Here is a 22,068-nt window from a genome sequence, read left to right on the forward strand (position 1 = left end):
TCGCCTCCTCAGCCCTGGGCCGCGGCCTGCCGCACAGCGGCGGCGATGGCGTTGTAGGTGCCGCAGCGGCAGAGATTGGTCATCGCCGCGGCGATGTCCTCCTCGCTGGGCTGCGGGGTCTGCTGCAGCAGCGCCGTCGCGGCCATCACCTGGCCGGACTGGCAATAGCCGCATTGCGGCACCTGGGCGGCCACCCAGGCCTCCACCACGCGGCGGCCGACCGGGTCCTGGCCGATCGCCTCGATGGTGGTGACGGGCAGGCCTGCGACACTCTCCACCGGGGTGACGCAGGAGCGCGTCGGCTGGCCATCCACCAGCACGGTGCAGGCGCCGCATTGCGCCGCGCCGCAGCCATATTTGGTGCCGGTCAGGCCGAGCTCGTCGCGGATCACCCAGAGCAGCGGCGTGTCGGCCTCGGCCTCGACGCTGCGGGTCACGCCATTGATGGTCAGGTCCATGGGATCCGTCCTTGGGGCAGGGCAGGAAGGAAAACGGGGGACCGCCGCGGGAGGGGCGCGGCGGCCGGGGTCTGTCGCTGCCGGGCGGGCGGGCCTAGAAGAGAGGCGGACGGCGCGGCAGCGGCGGAACCAAACAGTTTGGTTTTAGCCGAGCCTGCGCCAGAATGTCAAACCGGATGGTTCGGACGGGCCATCACGAAACAAGGCGGAGCCATGTCACCCTCGGATGAATCCACCCGCGAACGCATCCTGGAGGCGGCGCGCCGTGAATTCGCCGAACATGGGATCGCCGGCGCGCGGATCAACCGCATCGCCGCCGCGGCGCGCACCAGCAAGGAGCGCCTCTACGCCTATTTCCGCGACAAGCAGCAGCTGCTCGACACCATCAAGGCGCAGCAGATGGCCGAGATCGCCGTGGCGGTGCCGATGGATCCGGCCGACCTGCCCGGCTATGTCGGCCGCCTGTTCGACTATCTGGGGGAGCGGCCGGAGATGCTGCGCATCGCCAGCTGGGCCGCGCTGGAAGGCGGCGAGTGCACCCAGCTGCCGCCCGGCGATCCGCGCCGCTGCGCCTATGAGGCCAAGCTCGACAAGCTGCGCCAGGCGCAGCGCGCCGGGCTGGTCGATGCCAGCTGGGAGCCGCTGCCGCTGCTCAGCCTGATGATCGCCCTGGCCGGAAGCTGGAGCCGCGCCCCCTGCGAGGTGCATGCCCTGGCCGGCGCCGCCGGGCTGCCGCGGCAGAATTTCCGCGCGGCGGTGGAGGAGGCGGCGCGCCGCCTGCTGCAGCCGCGCGCCGGGGGCTGAACCGGCCTCAGCGCTCCACCATCGATTCATGCACCCAGCCGAAGGGCTGGTCCTCCCCGACCTGCAGCCAGCCGCCCGGCGCCTCGCCGAAGACCCGCAGCTGCGAGGCGCGCGGCACCACCCGCAGCACGGCGCCGCCGCCGCCCGGATTGGCGCGGATATTCACCGGATGCGCCGCGGTGGTGGTGATGCTGCCGCCGGCCACGCTGCCACCCGTGGCACCGGGGGCCGGGGCCGCCATGTCCGGCGGGGTCGCGCCGCTGGCCTGCGGCGCGGCGGGGGCGGTGGCGCCGGCCGGGCCGCGCGGCGGCGGCGGGTTCGGCACCGCCCCCGGCATCGGGCCGCCGGGCGTCGCCCCCAGCGCGGTGTCGGAGGGCAGCGGCGGCAGGCCGGACGAACCCACGCCCTGCGGCGTGCGCGGCCCGCCGCCCTCGAAGCAGCGCTCCACCATCTCGAGATAGACGCGGCTGGCCTCGACATTGGACAGGCCGATCGCCAGGCTGGCCTGGCGCGGCGTCTCGCCGCCGCCCTCCGGCAGCGTCACCGCGACGACCCAGGGGATGAAGGGGTCGTTCACCGCGCCGGAGGGGTTGATCTGCCCGCACACCGCATAGGCGCCGGGCAGCTGCTGGCGATAGACCTGGATGGCGCGCAGCCGCATCTCGCCCTGGATGCGCAGCCGGGCGCGCACCTGCTCCAGCGCGGCGCGGCGGGCGATCTCCCGCGCCGGCGCGTCGGCGGCCTGGTCGCTGCCCTCCCCCGGCTTCGGGTCGTCGCAGCCGGCCAGCAGCAGGGGGATGGCCAAAGCGGGCAGGACCGCCAGCGCCGTCAGGCGGCGCGGCGTGGATCGGGTCGGGGGCAGAGGCTTCGGCATGGCCGAGGCATAACGCAGCCGCGGCACCGGCGTCGCATCACGGCCGGCGGCGCGCCCTCCTCCGCGCCCGGCGCGAGGCCCGGCGCCCTCGCCTCAGCCGAGCGCGACGCCCAGCCGCTCCGCCGTCTGCGGCCCGACCTGGCCATCCACCACCAGCCCGCGCAGCGCCTGGAAGGCGGCGACGGCGGCGGCGGTCTTGGCGCCATAGACGCCGTCCTGCGCGCCGGGATCGCAGCCGGCGGCGGCCAGCGCCTGCTGGATCGCCCGCACCACCGGCGAGACGCCCGGCGGCTGGCCGGGGCGGTAGAGCTGCGCCGGCGCCGCCAGCGCCAGGCCGGGCGCCGGGTCGGCATAGTCGAAACCCGGCAGCAGCAGGCCGGTGTCCCAGTGCCGGCCGCTGGCGCGCCCGGCGCGCACGCCCCAGGCGGTGCCCATCGCCTCCACCGTGCCGCCCGCCCCGTCGCTCAGCGCGATATGCCCCATCTTGCCGAGGCCGGGCGGGTAGCGCAGCAGCACGCCGCCGATGGTCGAGGCCGCCTGCTCCCAGGGCACCATGATGCCGAGATTCTGCGCGTCGTTGCGCCAGGCGCCGGTATAGGCCTCGACCGTCGCGGGGTCGCCCTGGTTGTCGACGCAGCCATAGAGGAAGCCGGCGGTCTGGTAGACCAGCCAGGACAGGAATTCGGCGCAATCCCAGGGCCCCTGCCAATCGGGGTTGTCCTTGGGGACGAGGATGTTGACGTAGGTCTGCCCGATCCGCGTCCGCGCCAGATCCAGCATCTGCTGCCCGGTCGGCATGCGCCATCTCCTCGGAGGGTGAATGGCCGAGCTTTCGCCGATCCGGTTCGTATTCGCAACAAGATTCGGGGCGCTTACCTCAGCCCAGGCTGGTCCAGTAGGCTCCCTGCATCGGCAGCGCCGCGAAATCGCGGTTGATGCGCTCCAGCAGCCCCTCCGGCGACAGGCGCGGGGCCAGCGCCGGGTGCAGCCAGCCGGCCAGCGCCTCCAGCGCGACGAGGTGCAGCGGCGTCTCGTTGAAGCCGAGCCACAGCGCATGCGCCCGCCCCGCCCGCACCGAGGGCAGCGCGTCCAGCCCCTGGGCCCGCAGCATGGCGGCGAGGCTCCCCGCGCGCCGCACTCGCAGAAATGCCGGCGCCGAGCGAGACGCCGCCGCGGCCATTGTAGACGCCGCCCGTGGCCAGATAGACCGGCGCGTCGGAGACCAGCACGGTCTCGCGGTGCAGCTGGCCGAGCGCGCCGGGCAGCAGATCGGCGGCGATGCTGCGGCCGCCCATGCGCGCCAGGAAATCGGCGAAGCTGCCGTGCGCGATGCTGTAGCAGCAATCGCGCCCGCCGGCATTGTTGTGCAGCAGCACCGGCACCGGCACGGCGGGCCGGGTGGCGCGCAGCGCATCCAGCGCCGCCAGCCGCGCCCGGTACAGCGCCGACAGCGCCGCCGCCTGGTCGCGGCGGTCCAGCAGCGCGCCCAGGATGGCGAGGCTCGGCAGCGTCTCGGCCAGCGGATCGGCCATGAAATCCACCACCACCGCCGTCAGGCCGAGCCGCTCCAGCCGTGCCAGCACCTCGCTGCCGCCGCGCGCATCCAGCGGCGCGATGGCGCCGCGCGTCAGCAGCACGAGGTCCGGCTGCAGGGCGAGCACGGATTCCACCGACATGTCGGCCAGGATGCGCCGCCCCAGCTGCGGCACGCCGCGCAGCGCCGGGAAGCGCGCGGTCCAGGCGGCCTCCTCATCCGGCAGGGCCTGGGCCATGTCACTGGCGCGGCCGGCCAGCAGCGCGACCGGGTCCGGATGCAGCAGCCCCATCGTGCCGAGCAGCCGGCCCTGCGCCAGCACGATGCGGCGCGGCGGGCGTGGCAGGCTGACGCGGCGGCCGAGCAGATCGGTCACCGTGACCGGCGCGCCCTCGGCGGCGCGCAGCAGGCCGGGGCGCGCCAGCAGCGGCACGGCAAGCCCCGCCGCCAGCAGCCGGCGCCGCCGGATGTCAGAACCGCGCGGTGACACTGGCCACGACCTGCAGCGGCTCGCCGATCGCGACGCCCAGATTGCTGCCCTGGGTCGCGGTGTAATAGGTCTTGTCGAACATGTTCTTCACATTGAGCTGCAGCCGCAGCGCCTGGCGCTCGATGCGCGTGTCATACGCCACGAAGGCATCGAACACCTGGTAGGAGGGCAGGTCGAAGCTGTTCTCCGTATCCCCCGCCCGCTCGCCCATGAAGCGGCCGCCAAAGCCGGCGCGCAAGCCTTCCGAGCCCAGCACAGCGCCGAAATCATGCACCCAGAACAGCGAGGCGGTGTGGCGCGGCACATTCCACAGCCGGTTGCCCTGCAGCGTCGGGTCGCGCGTCACCGAGGCGTCGGTATAGGCGTAGGAGCCGATCAGGCTGTCCTGGCGGGTGACGCGCCCGGCGATGTCCAGCTCCACCCCGCGCGAGCGCACCGCGCCGGCCGTCGCCGTGAAGGTGGTGCCGTTCTGCACGAAATTATAGGCGACATTGCGCTTGTCGATGTCGAAGGCGGCGAGCGTCGCGCTCAGCCCCTCGCCGATGTCGAGCTTGGCGCCGATCTCGTAGGAGCGCGCGGTCTCCGGCGGCAGCGCGCCATAGGCGGTGGAGATGGAGGAGTTCGGCTTGAAGGATTCGCTGTAGCTGGCATAGAGCGCCAACTCCGGCAGCACCCGGTAGACCAGGCCGAGCCGCGGCACCAGCCGGCCGTCATCGACATCGGTGTTGCGGTTGAAGGGCCGGCCGCGCCCGGCCACCTGGTCGAACTGCTCGTAGCGCAGACCGGCCACCAGGATCCATTGCTCGTTCAGATGGATGCTGTCCTGCGCGTAGAAGGCCACGCTCTCCAGCCGCTCCATCTGGTCGCTGTCGGAGGGGGTGCCGACCCGCCCCGGCGCCGCCAGCCTGCCATAGACCGGGTTGTAGATGTTGAAGCCGCCGGTGTTGCGGCCGCGCACCATCTCCGAGCGGCGTGTGCTCTGATAATCGTAGGAGGTGCCGAAGACCAGGTCGTGCCGCATTCCGAACAGGTTGACACGGCCTTCGAGATCGGCGCGCACCGCATGCGAGAAGCGGGTCGAGGCCTCGGTCGCATCCGCCCGCCGCACCAGCGCGCCGGTCGCCGGGTCGTAGCTGATGATGCGCGCATTCTGGTCGGAATAATCGTTCAGGCTGTAGGCATAGCCCGCCGAGACGCGCCAATCGGCATCCAGCTGGTGGCTGCCGCGCAGCCCGACATAATCCGAATAGCCGCGCGAGATGTTGTAGGGCTCGTCGAAGCGCGTGCGCCGCCCGGTGGGCACGGCGCGGCCGGTGCGCGGGCCGAAGATGGTGCCGCGGTCGAAGGGCACCGCGTAATCCTCGTGGAAATAGCGCAGCTCGATGCTGCTGCGGTCGTCGCGCCAGGCCAGCGAGGGCGCGATCTGCCGCCGCTCGACATGGCCGAAATTGCGCCAGTAATCCTCGCGCTGATCCTCCCCCGCCAGGCGGAAGGAGAAGCCCTGCGCGACCGGCCCGGTCACGTCGAACCCGGCCGAGCCGCCGCCGAAGCTGGTGGCGCGCAGATTGACCATGCCGGCGAAGCGCTCCTCCGGCCGCAGCGGCACCAGATTGACCATGCCGCCCGGATCCAGGATGCCGTACAGCATCGAGGCCGGGCCCTTCAGCACCTCCACGCTGTCGGTCATCACGCTCATGCTGCGCGGCAGCATGGTGCGCAGCCCGTCGATCATGATCGAGCCGTCGCGATTGTCGCCGAAGCCGCGACGCATGAAGGCGTCCTGCGTGCCGCCCAGCGAATTGGCCGGCGCGACGCCGCTGACATTGGCCAGCACCTCGTCCAGGCTGCGCGCCTGCTGGTCCTCGATCACGGCGCGCGGCACCACGGCGATGGATTGCGGCAACTCCATCAGCGGCACGGCGCCGCCGCCGCCGAGCGTCGTGGTCAGCGGCTGGTAGCCATCCGCCGCCGCCTGGGCGGGCCGCGCCGTCACCGACAGCTCGGGCAGCTGGGTCGCCCCGGCCACCGGCTCGGCCACCGCCTGGGCCAGGGCGGGCTGCGCGGCCAGCACCAGCAGCGCGGCGGCCAGGCTGCCCATCGGCCAGGGCCGCATCCGCCGGGCGGGCATCGACAAGCCGCTAATAGGAATTATTCTCATTTGCAGTTCGGAGCGGAGCGACATGGCGATGGCCCTGGGCGGTATCGAGAAATCCGATGAAGGCCCCAGCCCGCGGCGAAAGCGCCCCGCGCGGCTGGCCGGCCCGGAGCACAGCGGTTACACGCTGCCCGCAGGGCTGGAAACCGGGAAAATTTGCGCAAAGACCATCAGGAAATCCGATAGCCCATGCCCGCCCTGACCCCCGGCACCGAGCATATCCTGGCCTTCCTGGCCGTGGCCGAGCAGGGCAGCCTCTCCGCCGCCGCCCAGGCGCTGAACCGCACCCAGTCCAGCATGACCTACGCCATCCAGCGGCTGGAGGCGGAGCTGGGCGTCACCCTGTTCGAGCGCGGCCAGCGCGGCACCAGCCTGACGCCGCAGGGCATGGCGCTGCTGCCCGTCGCCCGCCGCATGGCGCAGGAGCTGGACGCGCTGCGCCGCACCGCCGATGGCCTGGCGGCCGGCGTCGAGGTGAAGCTGGTGATGGCGGTGGAAGCCGCCTTCCCCGAGGCGCGGCTGCTCGCCCTGCTGGCCGCCTTCCGCCGCGCCTTCCCGCTGGTGCGGGTGCGCATGGAAACCGAATCCGTCCATGCCACGGCGGAAGCCCTGCTCTCCGGCCGCTGCGCCCTGGGCATCCTGGGGCCGGTCATCGAACGCTACCCGACGCTGGCCGGCGTGGCGCTGGGCGGGGTGGAGCGCATCCCCGTCGCGGCACCCGATCATCCCCTGGCGCTGCATCCCGGAGAAATCCCGGCCGAGGCCTTCCGCAGCCATGTGCTGCTGGTGCTCTCCAGCCATTCGCGCGAACCCCGCAAGCGGCCGCTGGCCATGCCCAATGGCGGCATCTGGCGGGTCAACACCCTGGCCGCCAAGCGCAGCCTGATCCTGGCCGGCCTCGGCTGGGGCCGCATGCCGGCGCCCATGGTGGCGGAGGACCTGGCCGCCGGGCGGCTGGTGCGGCTGCGCCCGGCCCGGCTGGAAGGGCTGGACTGGACCACCCCCCTGCCCTTCTTCGTCGCCCATCGCCGCGACGAGGCGCTGGGGCCGGCGGCGAGCTGGGCAAGGGCGGCGTTGCTCGAGCAGGGTCAGGACTGAGAAAAGCAAAGGCCGGGGGGACAGGGTCCCCCCGGACCCCGCCTTCAGTTGGGCAAGGGAATGGGCGCGGCGCTGGCGGCCAGCAGCTGCTGGCTGTACGGGTCCTCGGCGCGGCCGGCGCGCAAGGCGTCGACCGGCAGTTCCTCGACGATGCGGCCCTGGCTCATGATCGCCACCCGGCCGCAGAGATGCGCCACCACCGCCAGATCATGGCTGACCATCACATAGGTCAGGCCGCGCTCGGCCCGCAGCCGCTGCAGCAGGTTCAGGATCTCCGCCTGCACCGAGACATCCAGCGCGCTGGTCGGCTCGTCCAGCAGCAGGATCTCCGGCTCCAGCACCAGGCAGCGCGCGATGGCCACACGCTGCCGCTGCCCGCCCGAAAGCTGGTGCGGATAGCGGAAGCGGAAGCCGGCACCGAGCCCCACCGCCTCCAGCACCGCATCCACCCGCTGCTGCGGCCGGTCCAGCCCATGGATCGCCAGCGGCTCCAGCAGCACCTGGTTGACCATCTTGCGCGGATGCAGCGAGCCATACGGGTCCTGGAACACCATCTGCACCCGCCGGTGGAAGGCGCGGTCGCGATGATGCGGCAGCTCCTTCCCCTGCAGCAGCAGGCTGCCGCCATAGGCGCTGTTCAGACCCGACAGCGCCCGCAGCACGGTGGACTTGCCCGAGCCGCTTTCGCCGATCAGCCCGAAGGCCTCGCCCGGCATCACCCGGAAGGAAACCTCGCGCACCGCGTGGCTGGTCCGCGCGCCCTTGCCGAAGCGGATGTCGAGGCCGATCGCCTCCAGCATGGGAACCGGGGGAAGGCTCATGCCGGCTGCTCCAGGCGATAGGTCGGGCCGTCGCGCCAGGCGGGGTCGCGTGTCGGCACCGCCAGCTCCTGCACCGGATGGTCCAGCCGCGGCAGGCTGCGCAGCAGCGCCTGGGTGTAGGGGTGCCGCGCCTGGGCCAGGTCGCGCGCATGCAGCTCCTCGACGATGCGCCCGGCATACATCACCAGCACCCGGTCGCAGAATTCGGCGACCAGGTTGAGGTCATGGCTGATGAAGATCAGCCCGGCGCCGCGCCGCGTCACCAGCGCGTCCAGCACCGCCAGCACCTGCCGCCGCACCGTGACGTCGAGCGCGCTGGTCGGCTCATCGGCGATGATCAGGTCCGGCTCGGTCACCAGCATCATGGCGATCATGATGCGCTGGCCCATGCCGCCCGACACCTCATGAGGGTAGAGCTCGAAGACCCGCGCCGGATCGCGGATCTGCACCGCCTCCAGCATGGCGAGCGAACGCGCCCGCGCCTCCGCCCGGCCCAGCCTCTGATGCAGCCGGCAGGCCTCGACGATCTGCGCGCCGACCCGCATCAAGGGGTTCAGCGAGTACTTCGGGTCCTGCAGGATCATCGAGATGCGCGCCCCGCGGATGCCGCGCATCCGCCGCTCCGAGGCGCCGAGCAGGTCGATGCCGTCGAAACGCATCTCGGCGGCGCTGAGCCGGGCGGCGCGCGGCGACAGGCGCAGCAGCGCCCGGCCCGTCATCGACTTGCCCGAGCCGCTTTCGCCGACGATGCCGAGCTTCTCCCGCCCCACATCGAAGGACACGCCGCGCACCGCCTCGACCGGGCCGTCGCTGCCAGGGAAGGCGATGCGCAGATCGCGCACACGCAGCAGGGGCTCAGCCATGACGCGGATCCAGCATGTCGCGCAGCCCGTCGCCCACCAGGTTGAAGGCGAGGCTGGTGAGCAGGATGGCGCAGCCGGGCATCGCCGCGATCCACCAGCTGGTCATGACGAATTGCCGCCCCGTCGACAGCATCGCGCCCCATTCCGGGCTGGGCGGCTGCGCGCCGAGGCCGAGGAAACCGAGCCCCGCCGCCGTCAGGATGATCGCCGCCATGTTCAGCGTGATACGCACGATGACGGAGGGGATGCACATCGGCATGACGTGGTGCACGATGATGCGCAGCCGCGACGCGCCCTGCAGCCGCACCGCGGCGATGTAGTCGGAGCCGCGCACCGTCAGCGTCTCCGCCCGCGCCAGCCGGGCAATGGGCGGCCAGGCGGCCAGCGCGATGGCGATGACGGCGTTCTCGATCCCTGGCCCCAGCGCGGCGACAAAGGCCAGCGCCAGCACCAGCGAGGGAAAGGACAGAAAAACATCCACCAGCCGCATCAGGATGGTGTCCGTCCAGCCGCCGAGATACCCCGCCGTGGTGCCGATGACGAGGCCGAGGGGCGCCGCGATCAGCGCCGCCAGGGTCGCGATATACAGGGTGATGCGCGCACCGAAAACAATGCGGCTGAAGATGTCGCGCCCCAGATCATCGGTGCCGAACCAATGCGCGGCGGAGGGCGGCTGCAGCCGCGATGCCAGATCCTGCGCATAGATGTCATGCGTCGCGATCCAGGGCGCGAAACCGGCCATCAGCAGCAGCAGCGCCAGGATGATGGCGCCGGCCAGCGCCGGCGGATTGCCGCGCAGCCGCCGCCAGCCGAAATACAGCGCCTGCATGCGCGCCTGGAAAGGCGATTGCGGCACCGGCGCGCGCAGCCAGGCGCCGAGCCCGGCCTGGGTCGTGGAGGTGGTGGTGCTCATCTCAGCGCGTCCGCGGATCGAAGAGGCGGTAGAGGAGATCAGAGAAAAGATTGAGCGCGACGAAGATGACGCCCACCAGCAGGGTGCAGCCCACCACCGCGTTCATGTCGCCGGCCAGCAGCGCATTGGTCAGGTAGCGGCCGAAGCCGGGCCAGGCGAAGACCGTCTCGGTCAGCACCGCGCCTTCCAGCAGGAAGGCATAGGCCAGGGCGACGACGGTGACGACCTGCACCGCGACATTGCGGAAGGCATGCACCCAGACGGTGCGCATCCAGGACAGGCCCTTCACCCGCGCGGCGATGACATATTCCTGCGCCAGCTGCTCCAGCATGAAGCTGCGCGTCATGCGGCTGATATAGGCCATGGCGCCGAAGCCCAGGATCGCCGCCGGCAGGATGATGTGCGACAGCACATTGAAGAAGATCTCCCACTGCCCGGCCATGGCGGTGTCGAGCAGCAGCAGGTCGGTCACCGGCTCGACATCCCATTGATAGGCGGTGTCGATGCGCCCCGGCCCGCCGACCCAGCCCAGCGTGGCGTAGAACAGCACCAGCCCCATCAGCCCCAGCCAGAAATTCGGCGTGGAATAGCCGAGCAGCCCGACCACGCGGGCGATATAGTCGAGCGGCGTGTCGCGATAGGCCGCCGCCATGACGCCGAGCGGGATGCCGAGGCCCGTGCCGATGACGATGCCGACCGTGGCCAGCTCGATCGTCGCCGGGAAGACGCGCGCGATGTCCTCGAGCACCGGCTTGCCGGTGGTCAGCGCCACGCCGAAATCCAGCTGCACCACGCTCGCCACATAGCGCCCGAACTGCACATAGAGCGGCAGGTCGAGGCCGAGCTGGCGGCGCATCGCCTCATAGGCCTCCTGCGTCGCATTGTCGCCGAGGATGGCGGCGACGGGATCGAGCGGCAGCAGCCGCCCGATGAAGAAGGTCAGCGCCATCAGCCCGAACAGCGTGACGGCGACCGAGACGACCAGGCGCAGCGCCTGCCCGACCCAGTCCGGCATTCCGGGGGCGGCCTGCGCCTGCCCCCGCTGCGTCGGTGCCGCGGCGATCTCCGCCATGATGCGGCGGCCTTACTTCGAGACCAGGTTGTAGTAGGTGCCGAAGCCGTGCCAGGTCCAGTCGCGCAGATTGCTGCGCAGCCCGGCGATGCTGAAGGTCTGGAACATGATGGCGGTCGGGCCGCGCTGCATCACGTCGCGCTGCAGCTCATGGTACAGCGCCTCGCGCCGCGCCGGGTCGCGCTCCAGCAGGGCGGCATCGACGCGGGCATTGATCTCGGCGTCGAAATAGGCGTGGCGCCAGGCGGGGTACTGGGTCAGCCGCGCCTCCAGCCGGTTGTCGGGGTTCTTCACCAGGCGCGAGGCATTGCCCTGCGCATCCGGCACGCCGGTCTGCCAGGCCAGCATGGCGGTCTGGAATTCGCGGCCGCGATGGCGGGCGAAGAGCTGCGCATTGGCCATCTGCTCCAGCCGGATGCGCACGCCGATGCGCGCCGCATTCTGCTGGATGTGCTGCGCGATCGGCGCCGAATAGGGCAGCGTGCCGAAGATCAGCGAGGTCTCGAACCCGTCCGGATAGCCGGCCTCGGTCAGCAGCGCCTTGGCGCGCTCCAGATCGAGGCTGAAGGGCTGGCCCGCGCGCTCATCCAGCGCGCCGAATGCGCCGAGCTGCACGAAGCTCGCCCGCGGCACACCATTATAGGCCATGATGGTGCGGCCCAGCGCCTCGTAATCGATCAGGTAGCGCATGGCGAGGCGCACCTTCTCATTGGCGAAGATCGGGTTGGCGTTGTTGAAGCCCCAATAGACCAGCTGCGGCCGCAGCGCGCGCGACAGGGCGATGCCCGGCATGCGCTCCAGCGCCTGCATGTCCTCCGGCGTCAGGTCGCGGGCGACGTCGATATCGCCCTTCTCCAGCAGCAGGCGCTGCGTGCCGGCCTCGGCGACATGGCGGATGATGATGCGGCGCAGCTTCGGCGCCGGTCCCCAGTAGCGCTGGTTCGCCTCCAGCACCACGCTTTCGCCGGCATTCCACTGGCGCAGGCTGTAGGGGCCGACGCAGGCGGTGCGCGTCGCCAGGTAGCGGTTGCCGAGGTCGTTGTTGTTCTGGTTGGCCAGCAGGGTGCGGCGGTCGAGCAGCGCGGCCACGCGGTTGGCGGCGACCGCCTGCAGCACCAGCTCCACCGGATAGGGCTTGTCCAGCGTCAGCACCACGGTGCGCTCATCCGGCGCGGTGATGGTCTGCTCGGCATTCTCGCGGGTGAAGCCGTATTCCGTCAGCGTCGCCGCATTGCCGAAGCCGAGCTTGACCACACGCTGCATCGACCAGGCGAGGTCCTGCGCCGTGGCGCGCTCGCCCGAGGGGAAGGTCAGCCCGTCGCGCAGATGGAAGGTGATGCGGAGCCCGTCAGGCGATACCTCCCAGCGCTCGGCCAGGGCGGGGACCACCTTCTTCTCGTCGGCCGGGTCGAAGCGGGCGAGGAAGTCGCAGGTGTTCTCGATCAGCTCATTGGTCACCACCTCGCCGATCTGCGCCGGATCGAAGGTGCTGATGGCGTCGATGTTCCAGGCCATCACCAGCGCATTGCCCGGCGTCGCCGCGCGCGCCGGCAGCGCCGCCGGCGTGGCCAGCGCACCCGCCAGCAGCGCGAGGCCCAGGCGGTGGAAGGGGCGTCGGAGGAAAAGGGCCATGCTGCGTGCTCCCGGTGGCTGGTTCGGCGCCGTGTCCCATGCAATCCTCAGGCCAGGCATGGCGCAGCACGGCGGAACAATTCCCGGCCGGAAGGATAGGACGAGGATGCGCGACGAGACCAGCCCGCAGGCGGAGACAGAGATCGGCGAATGGCCGCGCTGGGCCAGCCCGGAAGCGGCCGGCTGGGACGGGGCGGCGCTGCGCCTGGCGCTGCAGCATGCGACCGGTCTCGACACCAGCGCGCTGCTGCTGGTGGTGGGCGGGCGCGTGCTGCTGGCGGAGGGCCGCGTCGCCGCGCGCTACAATGTCCATTCCATCCGCAAGAGCATTCTTTCCGCGCTGATCGGCATGCAAGTCGAGAAAGGGCGGCTCGATCTCGATGCGACGCTGGAACAGCTCGGCATCGACGACCGGCTCGGCCTGACCGCGCGGGAGAGGCTGGCGACGCTGCTCGACCTGCTCTGCGCCCGCTCCGGCGTGTATCACCCGAGCGGCTATGAATCGCCCTGGATGCTGTCGATCAAGCCGGCGCGGCACAGCGCCGGGCCGGGCACCACCTGGTGCTACAACAACTGGGACTTCAACGCGCTGGGCAGCATCTTTCGCGAGCGCTGCGGCGACATCTTCGCCGAGTTTTCCACCCGCCTGGCAGGCCCGCTCGGCATGCAGGATTTCGACGCGGCGCGCGACGGCGCCTATGTCGAGCTGCCGGAGTCGCGGCACCCGGCCTATCCTTTCCGCATGAGCGCGCGCGACCTGGCGCGCTTCGGCGAATTGTTCCTGCGCCGCGGCGCCTGGCAGGGCCAGCGCCTGCTGCCGGAGGAATGGGTGCGGCTCAGCACCTTGCCGATTTCCGAGGCCGGGCATCACGGCGCCTATGGCTATATGTGGTGGGTGGCGCGGCAGGGCATTCTCTATCCGAATGTCGTGGTGCCGGAGGGCAGCTTCGCCGCGCATGGCACGCGCGGCCACAAGCTGCTGGTCATGCCGGCGCTCGACGCCGTGCTGGTGCACCGCACCGATACCGACCAGCCGAACACCTCCGTCTCCGCCGCCCAGTTCGGCCGGCTGCTGGCGCTGCTGCTGCGCGCGGCGCCGCGCTCCTGACCTTTCAACGCCCGAGGACTGGCCCATGCGCATCGCCGTGCTGCAATTCTCGCACGAGACCGTCACCTTCCTGCCCTATGACACGACGCGGGAGGATTTCATCTATCCCGGCTCGCCGGTGGGCGGCGAGGCGCTGCTGGCCACCGACGCCAAGGGCTATATGGGCGGCTTCGTGCAGGTGGCGCGCGAGCATGACGGCGTCACGCTGGTCGGCATCGAATCGCCGCTCTGGCCGCGCACCGGCTCGGGCTCGGGCTGGGTGACGCAGGACGCCTTCGAGCATTTCCTCACCCGCATGCTGGCGCAGATCGCGGCGGAGGGGCCGTTCGACGGCGTCTACATGGCGCTGCACGGCGCCATGGCGGTGCGCGGCGTGGCGCGGCCCGAGGCCGAGATCGCCCGCCGCGTGCGCGAAGCGGTGGGGCCGAAGGCGGTGCTCGCCGCCACCTTCGACCCGCATGGCAATGAGGATGCCGAATTTTTCCGCTACGCCGACCTGGCCTTCGCGGTGAAATACTACCCGCATTATGACGCGCACCTGCAGGGCGAGCGCGCCGCGCGCATGCTGCTGCGCATGCTGCGCGGCGGCTTCCGGCCCAGCCATGCGGTGGTGAAGCTGCCGATCATCTCCCCCACCGTGCTGCAATGGACCGGCGCGCCGCCCTGGTCGGAGCTGATCCAGCGCGCCCTGGTGTGGGAGGCGCGCGAGCCCGATGTCTATGTGAACGTTTTTTTCGGCTTTCCCTGGAGCGATGTGCCGGATGCCGGCATGACGCTGCAGGTGACGACCAATGGCGATGCCGCGCTGGCGCAGCGCGTCGCGCAGGACATGGCCGATTATGCCTGGCGCCGGCGCGAGGCGCTGCTGAACTCCACCCAGGTGCACCGCATCGCCGAAGGCGTGGCGCTCGCGCAGCAGGCCGTGGCCGAGGGCCAGGTGCCGGTGGTGCTGTGCGACCACAGCGACCGCTCCGGCTACGCCACCTGGCTGCTGCGCGAGATCCTCTCGGCCGGGCTGCGCCGCACCCTCATCGCCACCATCGCCAGCCCCGCCGTGCTGGAAGGGCTGCTGCGCGGCGACACGCCGATCGGCGGCGAGGTGACGCTGGCGGTGGGCGGGCTGGCCGATGAATCGGCCGGCGAGCCGGTGGAGATCAGCGGCCGCCTCGTCGCCCTGCCGGAGAACCCGCTGCCGCGCGCCATGGGCGGCGGCCAGCGCTGGGCCTGCATCGCCTTCGGCGAGGGCAACATGCTGGTGCTCAGCGCCTATCTGGCGCAGGTGATCGAGCCGGAGGAGCTGTGGTCCACCGGGCTGTCGGCGGCCGATTACGACATCATCGCCATCAAGTCGCGCGTGCATTTCCGCCGCGGCTTCGACGATAGCGGCTTCGCGCAGCGCATCCTGCTGGTCGAGCCGGACCAGCCCTTCCTCGGCACGGTGCGTCTGGACGGGCTGAATTACGAAAACCTGGAGCTGTCGCGCTTCTACCCCTATGGCGCGCCGGCGGGGCCGCAATGGCTGATGGGCGGGCCCGGCTGAGCCAGCCCGCCGCTAGGCGCCGGCCAGCAGTTCGAAGCTGGCCTGCGCCAGGGCCTCGCCATTGACCAGCAGCTCGACCCGATGCTGCCCGGGATAGTGGCGGCGCGTGCTGAAATCGCGGATCTCCTGCCCGGTCGCCAGGCTCGCCTGCGCGCCGGGCGCCAGCAGGAAGGTGCGCAGCTTGAACACCTTGGCGCCGCTGCGCCCGCCGGCGCGCACATAGTGGATGCGGTAATCCACCACCAGCGTCTGCGCCGCCGCGGCGCGCGATCGCAGCACGACGCGCAGCGCGATGCGCCCGCCCAGGGGCAGCGCCGCGGGGGTGATGGAGAATTCCGCCACCTCGACCTCCGCCGCGGCGCCGGCGCCGATCAGCGCCAGGGCCCGTGGCTCGCCGGCCTTGATCAGGCTGCGCAGCGCGTGGCGGATGATCCAGCGCGTGGCGGGCTCCCGCTGGTCCCATTGCGCCAGATGGTCCAGCACCCAGCCGGGGCGCTCCCGGCTGATGTCGTTCAGATGGTTGGCGACCGATCGGCGCACATAGGGGCTGGGATCGGCCTTCAGCGCCTCCAGGATCGGCGCGGCCAGCGTCGGGTCGGCCTGCAGCGCCGGCACCCGCGTGGCCCAGGGCAGGCGCGGGCGGCTGCCCTCGCTGGCCAGGCGGCGGCGATGCTCATCCTCATGCAGCGCCCAGCTCTGCATGCGCGCCAGGGTGCGCGCCGGATCGGCCGCCAGGAAAGGCCGCACCGCGAATTCGCCGCTGCCGAAGCGGGTCAGCGCGGCGATGGTCTCCAGCGCCTCGTCAAAGGCCGGCAGGCCGAAGCGCGCCGCATATTCGCTGACCGCCACGGCCTGGAAGCCCTGCGTCAGATGCGGCCCCATCGCCCGCAGGATGGGCAGGGCGGCGGCGAGATCCCGCGGCAGCGCGCCCTGCAGCGCATCGGCGATGTGCCGCACGCGCTGCATTATCGACAGCGCCTCCAGCCCCTGCCCCGCCGCCGCCAGGAAGCGGTCGCGGTCGAAGCGGGGCGAGGCCGCGACGCCCGCCGCGGCGATGGCCCGCAGCGCCGCGGGGCCGAGCATGTCCTTCAAGAGACAGAGCCTCCAGCACCGGGTGGCGAAGCTGCCGCCCGACCTGCCCCGTTGGTAACCCGCCCCAGGGCCATCCGGCCAGGGCCGCGCCTATGCCGCGGCCTCCGGCGGGCAGAGATGGCGCAGCATCAGGCGGAAGCGGCGCAGCGGCGCGGCGGAGCGCTCGACCTTCATCTGCAGCAGCGTGCCCTGCCAGGCGGCCAGCAGGAAGCCGGCGCGGGCGGCGGGCGGCGGGGCGTCCGGCGCGGCGGGCAGCAGGGCCAGCACCGCCTCGAAGGCGGCGCGCTGCCGGGCGATGATCTCGCCCAGCCGGGTGCGGATCGCCTCGCTCTGCGAGGGGATTTCCGCCGCCAGATCGACCACCAGGCAGCCGCGGCGATACTCCGCCGCCGCCGCCAGCGCCTCGATCCGGTCGAAATAGGCCGCCAGCCGCGCGGCGGGCGGGCGGGCGGCATCCGCCAGCGTCGCCGCCATCACCGCCTCCAGCCGCGCCAGGTACAGCTCCAGCGCGGCCAGGCCGAGGCCCTGCTTCGAGCGAAAGTGATTGGTCAGCGAACCCTGCGGAATCCCGGCCTCGACAGCGATTTCACGCAGGCCCGTGGCGGCATAGCCGCGCGCCTGGAAGATCTCCGCCGCCTTGGCGACCAGCTGGTCGCGCTGTGTGCCCTTGCCCATGCCGGCAGGATAATACGATTGTATTGGGCCGCCTAGCCTGCCGCTGGGCCAGGCTGCAGGAGACGACCATGCCGGCCTTCCTCATCCATGGCGTGTCCGAGACGCATCGTCTCTGGACGCCGCTCCTCGGCCATCTGGCGCGCCGCGACATCGTCGCCCTCGACCTGCCCGGCTTCGGCAGCCCGGTGCCGGCGGGGTTCGATGCCAGCAAGGAGGCCTATGTCGACTGGCTGATCGCGCGCCTCGAGGCCGCCAGCCAGCCGGTCGATCTGGTGGCGCATGATTGGGGCTGCATCCTGGCGCTGCGGGTCGCCTCGCTGCGGCCGGATCTGGTGCGCAGCTTCGTGGCCGGCGGCGGGGTGATCGACCCGGCCTATGAATGGCATCCCCTGGCGCGGATCTGGCAGACACCGGGCGAGGGCGAGGCCTATTTCGCCCGCTTCGATCCCGCGCCGGTGGTGGAGCGGCTGACCCAGGACGGCGTGCCGCCGGCGCGCGCCGCCGAGACCGCGGCGGGGGTCGACCGCGTCATGGGCGGGTGCATCCTGCGCCTCTACCGCTCGGCGCTGGAGGTCGGCCGCGAATGGGCGCCGGGCCTGGCCCATATCACCGCGCCGGGGCTGGTGCTGCACGGCCTGCGCGACCGCGCCTGCCCGCAAGCCTTCGCCGAGCGCATGGCGGCGGCGGGGGCCGGCTTCCAGCCGCTCGACAGCGGCCACTGGTTCCCGCTGCACCGGCCGGCCGAGATGGCGGCGGCGGTGCAGCGGCACTGGGCGGAGCATGGCCTGACGGGCTGAGGCGGACGCCGGGGGCGGCACCGTTTCGCCTTCCGCGCCGCGCCCCTACTCTGCCCCGGCCAAGACCGGGAATCGCCTGCATGACCCTGACCCGCGCGCCCGCGCTGCTGCTGCTGCTCGGCCTCGCCCATTGCGCCGCCGGCCCCGGGGCCGGGCCGGCCACCGGCGGCACGCAGCCGGAATGCCGCTACGACACCACCCAGGGCCTGGCGCTGCAGGGCCCGACCGGCCTGCTGCTGCCGGCCGAGATCAACGGCCAGGCGCTGCTGATGGAGGTCAATACCGGGCTCGGCCTCAGCAGCCTGCTGCCCGCGGTGGCCGGGCGGCTGGAGCTGCCGCCCGATCCGACGCGGCAATCCAGCTATGGCGGGCGCGGCGCGCCGATCACCGCGCGCAACGTGCTGGCGCGCAGCCTGCGCATCGGGCCGCAGGCATGGAGCGATGTCAGCCTGGGCGTGCGGCCGGTGGCCGGCGACCGGGCGCCGGACGGCTTCCTGGCCGCCGACCTGCTGCAGCAGACCGAGCTGGAGCTGGAACTGGGCGCCCGCCGCGTGGCGCTGCATCCGCGCCGCAATTGCCGCGCCGGCGAGCCGCCCTGGGCGCCGGCCGCCAGCCTGCCGCTGATGCTGCGCGAGCATGGCACGCCGGTGATCACCGTGCGCATCAATGGCGAGCCGGTGCAGGCGGTGATCCAGAGCGGCAACAACGCCACCATCCTGAACCGCCGCCTGGCCGAGCGGCTGCGCCTGCCCGCCGCCGCCGCCACGGGGCGGCGCAGCCGCAGCCAGGATCTGCGCGGCATGGATGGGCGGGGCACGGAATATCGCGTCGCCCTCGCCGCCGGGGCGGAGACGCTGCCGGACCAGCTGGTGGTGGTCAGCGACGAGAGCGGCGGCCAGGATCTGGTGCTGGGCCAGGATTGGCTGGCCCGGCGCAAGGTCTGGATCTCCTATGGCGGGCGCCGGGTCTTCCTGGCGCCGCCCGGCGGCTGACAGGGCGGCGGCGGGTCAGAACCCCGCCGCGCCGCGCCGGCGCGGCCGCGCCGAACCATCCACCGTCAGGAAGGGATGGCCGCGCGAGCAGCGCTCCAGCCGCGCCTCCACGCCATAGACCTGGTGCAACAAGGCGGGCGTCAGCGTCTCGACCGGCGCGCCGGCGGCGATGATGCGGCCCTCGCTCAGCACCGCCACCTGGTCGGCGAAGCGCAGCGCCTGGTTCAGGTCGTGGATGGCGATGACGATGCACAGGCCCTGGCGGTCGGCCAGCTCGCGCAGCAGGGCCAGCACCTCGACCTGGCGCTGCAGGTCGAGCGCGCTGGTCGGCTCATCCAGCAGCAGGATGCGCGGCCGGCGCACCAGCGCCTGGGCCAGCGCCACCAGCTGGCGCTGCCCGCCCGACAGCTCGCCCAGATTGCGGGTGGCGAGGTCCTCGATCTCCAGCATCATCAGCGTGGCGGTGACCGCATCGGCCTCCGCATCGCTGACCGACCAGCCGCCGCCGCCCTGCTTGCCGGCCAGCAGCACCGCCTCGAACACGGTCAGCACCGCGGCGGCCGCATTGTCCTGCGGCAGGTAGCAGGGCCGCGCCGGGTCCTGCGGCGCCAGGCGCGACAGCGCCTGCCCGTCCAGCGCCACCGTGCCGGGGCCGGAAAGCTGGCCGACGATGCGGCGGAACAGGGTCGACTTGCCGGCGGCGTTCGGGCCCAGCAGCGCCGTCACGCTGCCACCGCGCAAGGGCGGCAGGGTGACGCCGCGCAGCACCTCGCGCCTGCCGTAGGAGACGGCGATCTCCTCGACCGCAAGATGCAGGGTGGGAAGCGGCGGGATGGCGTTCACCAGCTGCGGCTCCGCGTGCTGAGGATCAGGCTGAAGAAGAAGGGCACGCCGACCAGCGCGGTGACCACGCCGATCGGCAGGATCAGCCCGGGGATGATCGACTTGCTGAGCACCGAGGCGGCGGAGAGCAGCAGCGCCCCCGAGATCGCCGAGGCCGGCAGGAAGAAGCGCTGATCCTCGCCCACCAGCATGCGCGCGATATGCGGGCCGACCAGCCCCACGAAGCCGATGGTGCCGACGAAAGCGACCGAGATGGCGGCCAGCGCGCTGACCAGCAGGATGGTCTGCAGCCGCAGCCGCCCGACCTGGATGCCGAAGCTGGCCGCCTTGTGCTCGCCCAGCCGCAGCGCGGTGAGCGACCAGGCCTGCCGCACGAAGAAGGGCCAGACGAGGACCAGCACCAGCGCGGCGATACCGAGCTTGGGCCAGGTGGTGCGGCCGAGGCTGCCCATGGTCCAGAACACCACCGCCGCCAGCGCCTGCTCGGAGGCGATGAATTCCAGCGCCGCCAGCGCCGCGTTGAAGGTGAAGACCAGGGCGATGCCGAGCAGCACGATGGTCTCGGTGCCCATGCCGCGGCGCTGGCTCAGCGCATGGATCAGCAGCGAGCAGCCCATGGCGCAGAGGAAGGCATTGGCCGGGATGGTCCAGGCCGACCAGCCCGCGGGCAGCAGGCTGACGCCCAGCACGAAGCCCAGCGCCGCGCCGAAGCCGGCGGCGGCCGAGATGCCCAGCGTGAAGGGGCTGGCCAGCGGGTTGTTCAGCACCGTCTGCATCTGGGCGCCGGCCACCGACAGGCTGGCGCCGACCACCACGGCCATCAGCGCGACCGGCAGCCGGATCTCGCGCACCACGACGCTGACATCAAGCGGCGCGTCGAAGCCCAGCAACGCTTTCAGCACCTCGCCATAGGCGTAGCGCGCGGGGCCGAGGGCGAGATCGGCCACCAGGCTGGCCAGCAGCAGCAGCGCCAGCAGGCCGAGCAGCGCCAGCCGCTTGCGCGACAGGGCGCGATAGGCGCCGCGGCCCCGCGCCAGATCGGCGGCGGGGCTTGCCGCGCGCTCCACCACGCCGCTCATGCGCCGAGCGAGACCCAGTAGCCCGGCTTGTATTCCACCGGCAGGAAGCGCGCATGGAATTCGCGGAAGGTCGCATCCGGGTCGAGATCGGCGAACAGCGCCGGATGCAGCCATTTGGCGATCGCCTGGATGGCGACGAACTGGTACGGGCTGTCGTAGAACTGGTGCCAGATGGCGTGCACCCGGCCGCTGGAGGAGACCGGCAGGGTGCGGTAGGCCGGGCGCTGCATCAGCCGCGTCAGCTTGGCCCGCGCCTCGGCCGGATCGGCGCCGGGGCCGACACCGACCCAGCCGCCATCGGGGGCGAAGAGCTTCCAGTTGCTGCCGGTGACGATGACGACATCCGGCCTGGAGGCCACCACCTGCTCCGGATTGACGGTGCCGAAGGTGCCGGGGATCAGCCCGGCGGCGATGTTGACGCCGCCCGCCACGCTGACCATGCGGCCGAAATTCTCGTCGCCGAAGGACATGCAGCAATTCTCGTCATAGCCGGCGGCGCGCTCGATCATCACGCGCGGGCGGGCGCCCGAGAAGTCGCGCAGCCGGTCGGTGACGCGGGCGATCTGGCTGCGGCGGTATTCCGCCAGCTCCAGCGCCCGGGCTTCCTGCCCCAGCAGCGCGCCCAGGATGGCGATGCTGCGCTCGGCATGCTCGAAGGGCTTCTCGCGGAAGTCGATGAAGACGATCGGGATGTTGACGCGCGCCAGCTTGCCGATCAGCCCGCCATCATCGATCGCCGCCTTGGATTCCAGATTCATCACCACGACATCCGGGCGCAGGGCGATCACCTGCTCGATGTCGAAGGCGCCATCCTTCCAGCCGCCGAAGCTCGGCAGCCGGGCGATCTGCGGGTATTTCCGCTCATATTCGGTGTAGCCGTCGAAATCCGCCTTGCGGAAATCGTCGCGCCAGCCGACCACGCGGCCGAAGGGGTTGTCGCGGTCCAGCGCGGCCACGGCATAGGTCTGCCGCCCCTCGCCCAGGATCATGCGGCGCACCGGCGCATTCACCGTCACCTGGCGGCCGGCGATGTCGGTCAGCGCCAGGGGGGCGGCGCGCGCCGGGCGCGGCGCGGCCAGCAGCGGCGCCGAGGCCAGGCCGGCGGCGGCCAGGGACAGGAAATCGCGTCGTGTGGCGCGCATGGAGAAGCCTCGTCCGGCAGGAGGGTCGCGGGCGCGGGCGCCCTGCCCGCCGCGGCGTGGCCGCCGGTATCCTACGAGTGAGAATG

22 protein-coding genes are annotated in these 22,068 nt (G+C 71.9%); 7 read left to right on the top strand and 15 right to left on the bottom strand.

What is annotated here, in order from left to right; translation table 11 throughout:
- Positions 1-8 precede the first annotated feature (8 nt).
- A complete protein-coding gene (locus tag QE401_RS02120) occupies positions 9-458 on the bottom strand; it encodes a (2Fe-2S)-binding protein (protein WP_307136607.1) in 450 nt (149 codons plus the stop codon).
- Between the two features lie 213 nt (positions 459-671).
- Here QE401_RS02120 and QE401_RS02125 point away from each other — a divergent pair, with 213 nt between their 5' ends.
- Complete coding sequence (locus QE401_RS02125) at positions 672-1,262, top strand: TetR/AcrR family transcriptional regulator (protein WP_307136608.1); 591 nt, start codon at positions 672-674, stop codon at positions 1,260-1,262.
- 7 nt (positions 1,263-1,269) lie between these two features.
- Here the strand turns inward: QE401_RS02125 and QE401_RS02130 are convergent, their stop codons facing one another.
- From QE401_RS02130 to QE401_RS02145, 4 genes are all read right to left on the bottom strand, one after another.
- Positions 1,270-2,136: an SH3 domain-containing protein gene (locus QE401_RS02130; RefSeq protein ID WP_307136609.1), complete on the bottom strand. Its 867-nt coding sequence runs from the start codon at positions 2,134-2,136 to the stop codon at positions 1,270-1,272.
- Positions 2,137-2,229: 93 nt separating this feature from the next.
- Positions 2,230-2,934 (bottom strand): peptidoglycan-binding domain-containing protein, encoded by a 705-nt coding sequence (locus QE401_RS02135; protein WP_307136610.1) that lies wholly within the window; start codon positions 2,932-2,934, stop codon positions 2,230-2,232.
- A 74-nt stretch (positions 2,935-3,008) separates the two neighbouring features.
- The gene (locus QE401_RS02140) at positions 3,009-4,160 is read right to left on the bottom strand and encodes an ABC transporter substrate-binding protein (RefSeq protein WP_307136611.1); all 1,152 of its coding nucleotides are present in this window, start codon (positions 4,158-4,160) and stop codon (positions 3,009-3,011) included.
- Positions 4,141-6,288, bottom strand: a complete 2,148-nt coding sequence (locus QE401_RS02145) for a TonB-dependent siderophore receptor (protein WP_307136742.1) — start codon at positions 6,286-6,288, stop codon at positions 4,141-4,143. Before QE401_RS02145 ends, QE401_RS02140 begins: the two co-directional genes overlap by 20 nt.
- 52 nt (positions 6,289-6,340) lie before the next feature.
- Between QE401_RS02145 and QE401_RS02150 the strand changes: the two genes are divergently transcribed.
- Both QE401_RS02150 and QE401_RS02155 read left to right on the top strand, forming a co-directional pair.
- Complete coding sequence (locus QE401_RS02150; RefSeq protein ID WP_307136612.1) at positions 6,341-6,517, top strand: hypothetical protein; 177 nt, start codon at positions 6,341-6,343, stop codon at positions 6,515-6,517.
- On the top strand, positions 6,505-7,413 hold the full coding sequence (locus tag QE401_RS02155; RefSeq protein WP_307136613.1) for a LysR family transcriptional regulator: 909 nt from the start codon (positions 6,505-6,507) through the stop codon (positions 7,411-7,413). The genes QE401_RS02150 and QE401_RS02155 overlap by 13 nt, the downstream gene beginning before the upstream one ends.
- Before the next feature lie 44 nt (positions 7,414-7,457).
- Here the strand turns inward: QE401_RS02155 and QE401_RS02160 are convergent, their stop codons facing one another.
- Genes QE401_RS02160 through QE401_RS02180 form a run of 5 tightly spaced genes read right to left on the bottom strand, consistent with a single transcriptional unit; the run spans position 7,458 to position 12,714 of the window.
- Positions 7,458-8,234: an ABC transporter ATP-binding protein gene (locus QE401_RS02160; RefSeq protein ID WP_307136614.1), complete on the bottom strand. Its 777-nt coding sequence runs from the start codon at positions 8,232-8,234 to the stop codon at positions 7,458-7,460.
- Complete coding sequence (locus tag QE401_RS02165) at positions 8,231-9,097, bottom strand: ABC transporter ATP-binding protein (protein ID WP_307136615.1); 867 nt, start codon at positions 9,095-9,097, stop codon at positions 8,231-8,233. The genes QE401_RS02160 and QE401_RS02165 overlap by 4 nt, the downstream gene beginning before the upstream one ends.
- Entirely contained in the window at positions 9,090-10,010 is a 921-nt protein-coding gene (nikC, locus tag QE401_RS02170; protein WP_307136616.1) for a nickel transporter permease, read from the bottom strand. Before nikC ends, QE401_RS02165 begins: the two co-directional genes overlap by 8 nt.
- Position 10,011: 1 nt before the next feature.
- Complete coding sequence (locus QE401_RS02175; protein WP_307136617.1) at positions 10,012-11,082, bottom strand: ABC transporter permease; 1,071 nt, start codon at positions 11,080-11,082, stop codon at positions 10,012-10,014.
- 12 nt (positions 11,083-11,094) lie between these two features.
- Entirely contained in the window at positions 11,095-12,714 is a 1,620-nt protein-coding gene (locus tag QE401_RS02180) for an ABC transporter substrate-binding protein (protein ID WP_307136618.1), read from the bottom strand.
- Positions 12,715-12,820: 106 nt separating this feature from the next.
- On the opposite strand from QE401_RS02180, the gene QE401_RS02185 reads away from it, so the two are divergent.
- The gene (locus tag QE401_RS02185) at positions 12,821-13,822 is read left to right on the top strand and encodes a serine hydrolase domain-containing protein (RefSeq protein ID WP_307136619.1); all 1,002 of its coding nucleotides are present in this window, start codon (positions 12,821-12,823) and stop codon (positions 13,820-13,822) included.
- A gap of 25 nt (positions 13,823-13,847) precedes the next feature.
- The gene (locus QE401_RS02190) at positions 13,848-15,362 is read left to right on the top strand and encodes a M81 family metallopeptidase (protein WP_307136620.1); all 1,515 of its coding nucleotides are present in this window, start codon (positions 13,848-13,850) and stop codon (positions 15,360-15,362) included.
- Positions 15,363-15,374: 12 nt separating this feature from the next.
- Here the strand turns inward: QE401_RS02190 and QE401_RS02195 are convergent, their stop codons facing one another.
- The gene (locus QE401_RS02195; protein ID WP_307136743.1) at positions 15,375-16,445 is read right to left on the bottom strand and encodes a DNA alkylation repair protein; all 1,071 of its coding nucleotides are present in this window, start codon (positions 16,443-16,445) and stop codon (positions 15,375-15,377) included.
- Positions 16,446-16,544: 99 nt separating this feature from the next.
- On the bottom strand, positions 16,545-17,129 hold the full coding sequence (locus tag QE401_RS02200; RefSeq protein ID WP_307136621.1) for a TetR/AcrR family transcriptional regulator: 585 nt from the start codon (positions 17,127-17,129) through the stop codon (positions 16,545-16,547).
- Positions 17,130-17,197: 68 nt separating this feature from the next.
- Between QE401_RS02200 and QE401_RS02205 the strand changes: the two genes are divergently transcribed.
- Positions 17,198-17,926 carry an alpha/beta fold hydrolase gene (locus tag QE401_RS02205; protein WP_307136622.1) on the top strand — a complete coding sequence of 243 codons (729 nt, stop codon included), beginning with the start codon at positions 17,198-17,200 and terminating at the stop codon, positions 17,924-17,926.
- Positions 17,927-18,006: 80 nt separating this feature from the next.
- Complete coding sequence (locus QE401_RS02210) at positions 18,007-18,918, top strand: aspartyl protease family protein (protein ID WP_307136623.1); 912 nt, start codon at positions 18,007-18,009, stop codon at positions 18,916-18,918.
- A 15-nt stretch (positions 18,919-18,933) separates the two neighbouring features.
- On the opposite strand, the gene QE401_RS02215 is transcribed toward QE401_RS02210, so the two are convergent.
- Genes QE401_RS02215 through QE401_RS02225 form a run of 3 tightly spaced genes read right to left on the bottom strand, consistent with a single transcriptional unit; the run spans position 18,934 to position 21,982 of the window.
- Positions 18,934-19,761 (bottom strand): ABC transporter ATP-binding protein, encoded by an 828-nt coding sequence (locus QE401_RS02215; RefSeq protein WP_307136624.1) that lies wholly within the window; start codon positions 19,759-19,761, stop codon positions 18,934-18,936.
- The gene (locus QE401_RS02220) at positions 19,758-20,840 is read right to left on the bottom strand and encodes a FecCD family ABC transporter permease (RefSeq protein WP_307136625.1); all 1,083 of its coding nucleotides are present in this window, start codon (positions 20,838-20,840) and stop codon (positions 19,758-19,760) included. The genes QE401_RS02215 and QE401_RS02220 overlap by 4 nt, the downstream gene beginning before the upstream one ends.
- The gene (locus QE401_RS02225; RefSeq protein WP_307136626.1) at positions 20,837-21,982 is read right to left on the bottom strand and encodes an ABC transporter substrate-binding protein; all 1,146 of its coding nucleotides are present in this window, start codon (positions 21,980-21,982) and stop codon (positions 20,837-20,839) included. The genes QE401_RS02220 and QE401_RS02225 overlap by 4 nt, the downstream gene beginning before the upstream one ends.
- Positions 21,983-22,068 lie beyond the last annotated feature (86 nt).

Source organism: Pseudoroseomonas cervicalis (genome assembly GCF_030818485.1).
Taxonomy (GTDB): domain Bacteria; phylum Pseudomonadota; class Alphaproteobacteria; order Acetobacterales; family Acetobacteraceae; genus Pseudoroseomonas; species Pseudoroseomonas cervicalis_A.

Bases quoted from the DNA above. Each gene is read 5' to 3' on its own strand.
- QE401_RS02120 (WP_307136607.1), bottom strand. From the start codon at position 458: ATGGACCTGACCATCAATGGCGTGACCCGCAGCGTCGAGGCCGAGGCC.
- QE401_RS02125 (WP_307136608.1), top strand. From the start codon at position 672: ATGTCACCCTCGGATGAATCCACCCGCGAACGCATCCTGGAGGCGGCG.
- QE401_RS02130 (WP_307136609.1), bottom strand. From the start codon at position 2,136: ATGCCGAAGCCTCTGCCCCCGACCCGATCCACGCCGCGCCGCCTGACG.
- QE401_RS02135 (WP_307136610.1), bottom strand. From the start codon at position 2,934: ATGCCGACCGGGCAGCAGATGCTGGATCTGGCGCGGACGCGGATCGGG.
- QE401_RS02145 (WP_307136742.1), bottom strand. From the start codon at position 6,288: ATGCCCGCCCGGCGGATGCGGCCCTGGCCGATGGGCAGCCTGGCCGCC.
- QE401_RS02150 (WP_307136612.1), top strand. From the start codon at position 6,341: ATGGCGATGGCCCTGGGCGGTATCGAGAAATCCGATGAAGGCCCCAGC.
- QE401_RS02155 (WP_307136613.1), top strand. From the start codon at position 6,505: ATGCCCGCCCTGACCCCCGGCACCGAGCATATCCTGGCCTTCCTGGCC.
- QE401_RS02160 (WP_307136614.1), bottom strand. From the start codon at position 8,234: ATGAGCCTTCCCCCGGTTCCCATGCTGGAGGCGATCGGCCTCGACATC.
- QE401_RS02165 (WP_307136615.1), bottom strand. From the start codon at position 9,097: ATGGCTGAGCCCCTGCTGCGTGTGCGCGATCTGCGCATCGCCTTCCCT.
- nikC (WP_307136616.1), bottom strand. From the start codon at position 10,010: ATGAGCACCACCACCTCCACGACCCAGGCCGGGCTCGGCGCCTGGCTG.
- QE401_RS02175 (WP_307136617.1), bottom strand. From the start codon at position 11,082: ATGGCGGAGATCGCCGCGGCACCGACGCAGCGGGGGCAGGCGCAGGCC.
- QE401_RS02180 (WP_307136618.1), bottom strand. From the start codon at position 12,714: ATGGCCCTTTTCCTCCGACGCCCCTTCCACCGCCTGGGCCTCGCGCTG.
- QE401_RS02185 (WP_307136619.1), top strand. From the start codon at position 12,821: ATGCGCGACGAGACCAGCCCGCAGGCGGAGACAGAGATCGGCGAATGG.
- QE401_RS02190 (WP_307136620.1), top strand. From the start codon at position 13,848: ATGCGCATCGCCGTGCTGCAATTCTCGCACGAGACCGTCACCTTCCTG.
- QE401_RS02195 (WP_307136743.1), bottom strand. From the start codon at position 16,445: ATGCTCGGCCCCGCGGCGCTGCGGGCCATCGCCGCGGCGGGCGTCGCG.
- QE401_RS02200 (WP_307136621.1), bottom strand. From the start codon at position 17,129: ATGGGCAAGGGCACACAGCGCGACCAGCTGGTCGCCAAGGCGGCGGAG.
- QE401_RS02205 (WP_307136622.1), top strand. From the start codon at position 17,198: ATGCCGGCCTTCCTCATCCATGGCGTGTCCGAGACGCATCGTCTCTGG.
- QE401_RS02210 (WP_307136623.1), top strand. From the start codon at position 18,007: ATGACCCTGACCCGCGCGCCCGCGCTGCTGCTGCTGCTCGGCCTCGCC.
- QE401_RS02220 (WP_307136625.1), bottom strand. From the start codon at position 20,840: ATGAGCGGCGTGGTGGAGCGCGCGGCAAGCCCCGCCGCCGATCTGGCG.
- QE401_RS02225 (WP_307136626.1), bottom strand. From the start codon at position 21,982: ATGCGCGCCACACGACGCGATTTCCTGTCCCTGGCCGCCGCCGGCCTG.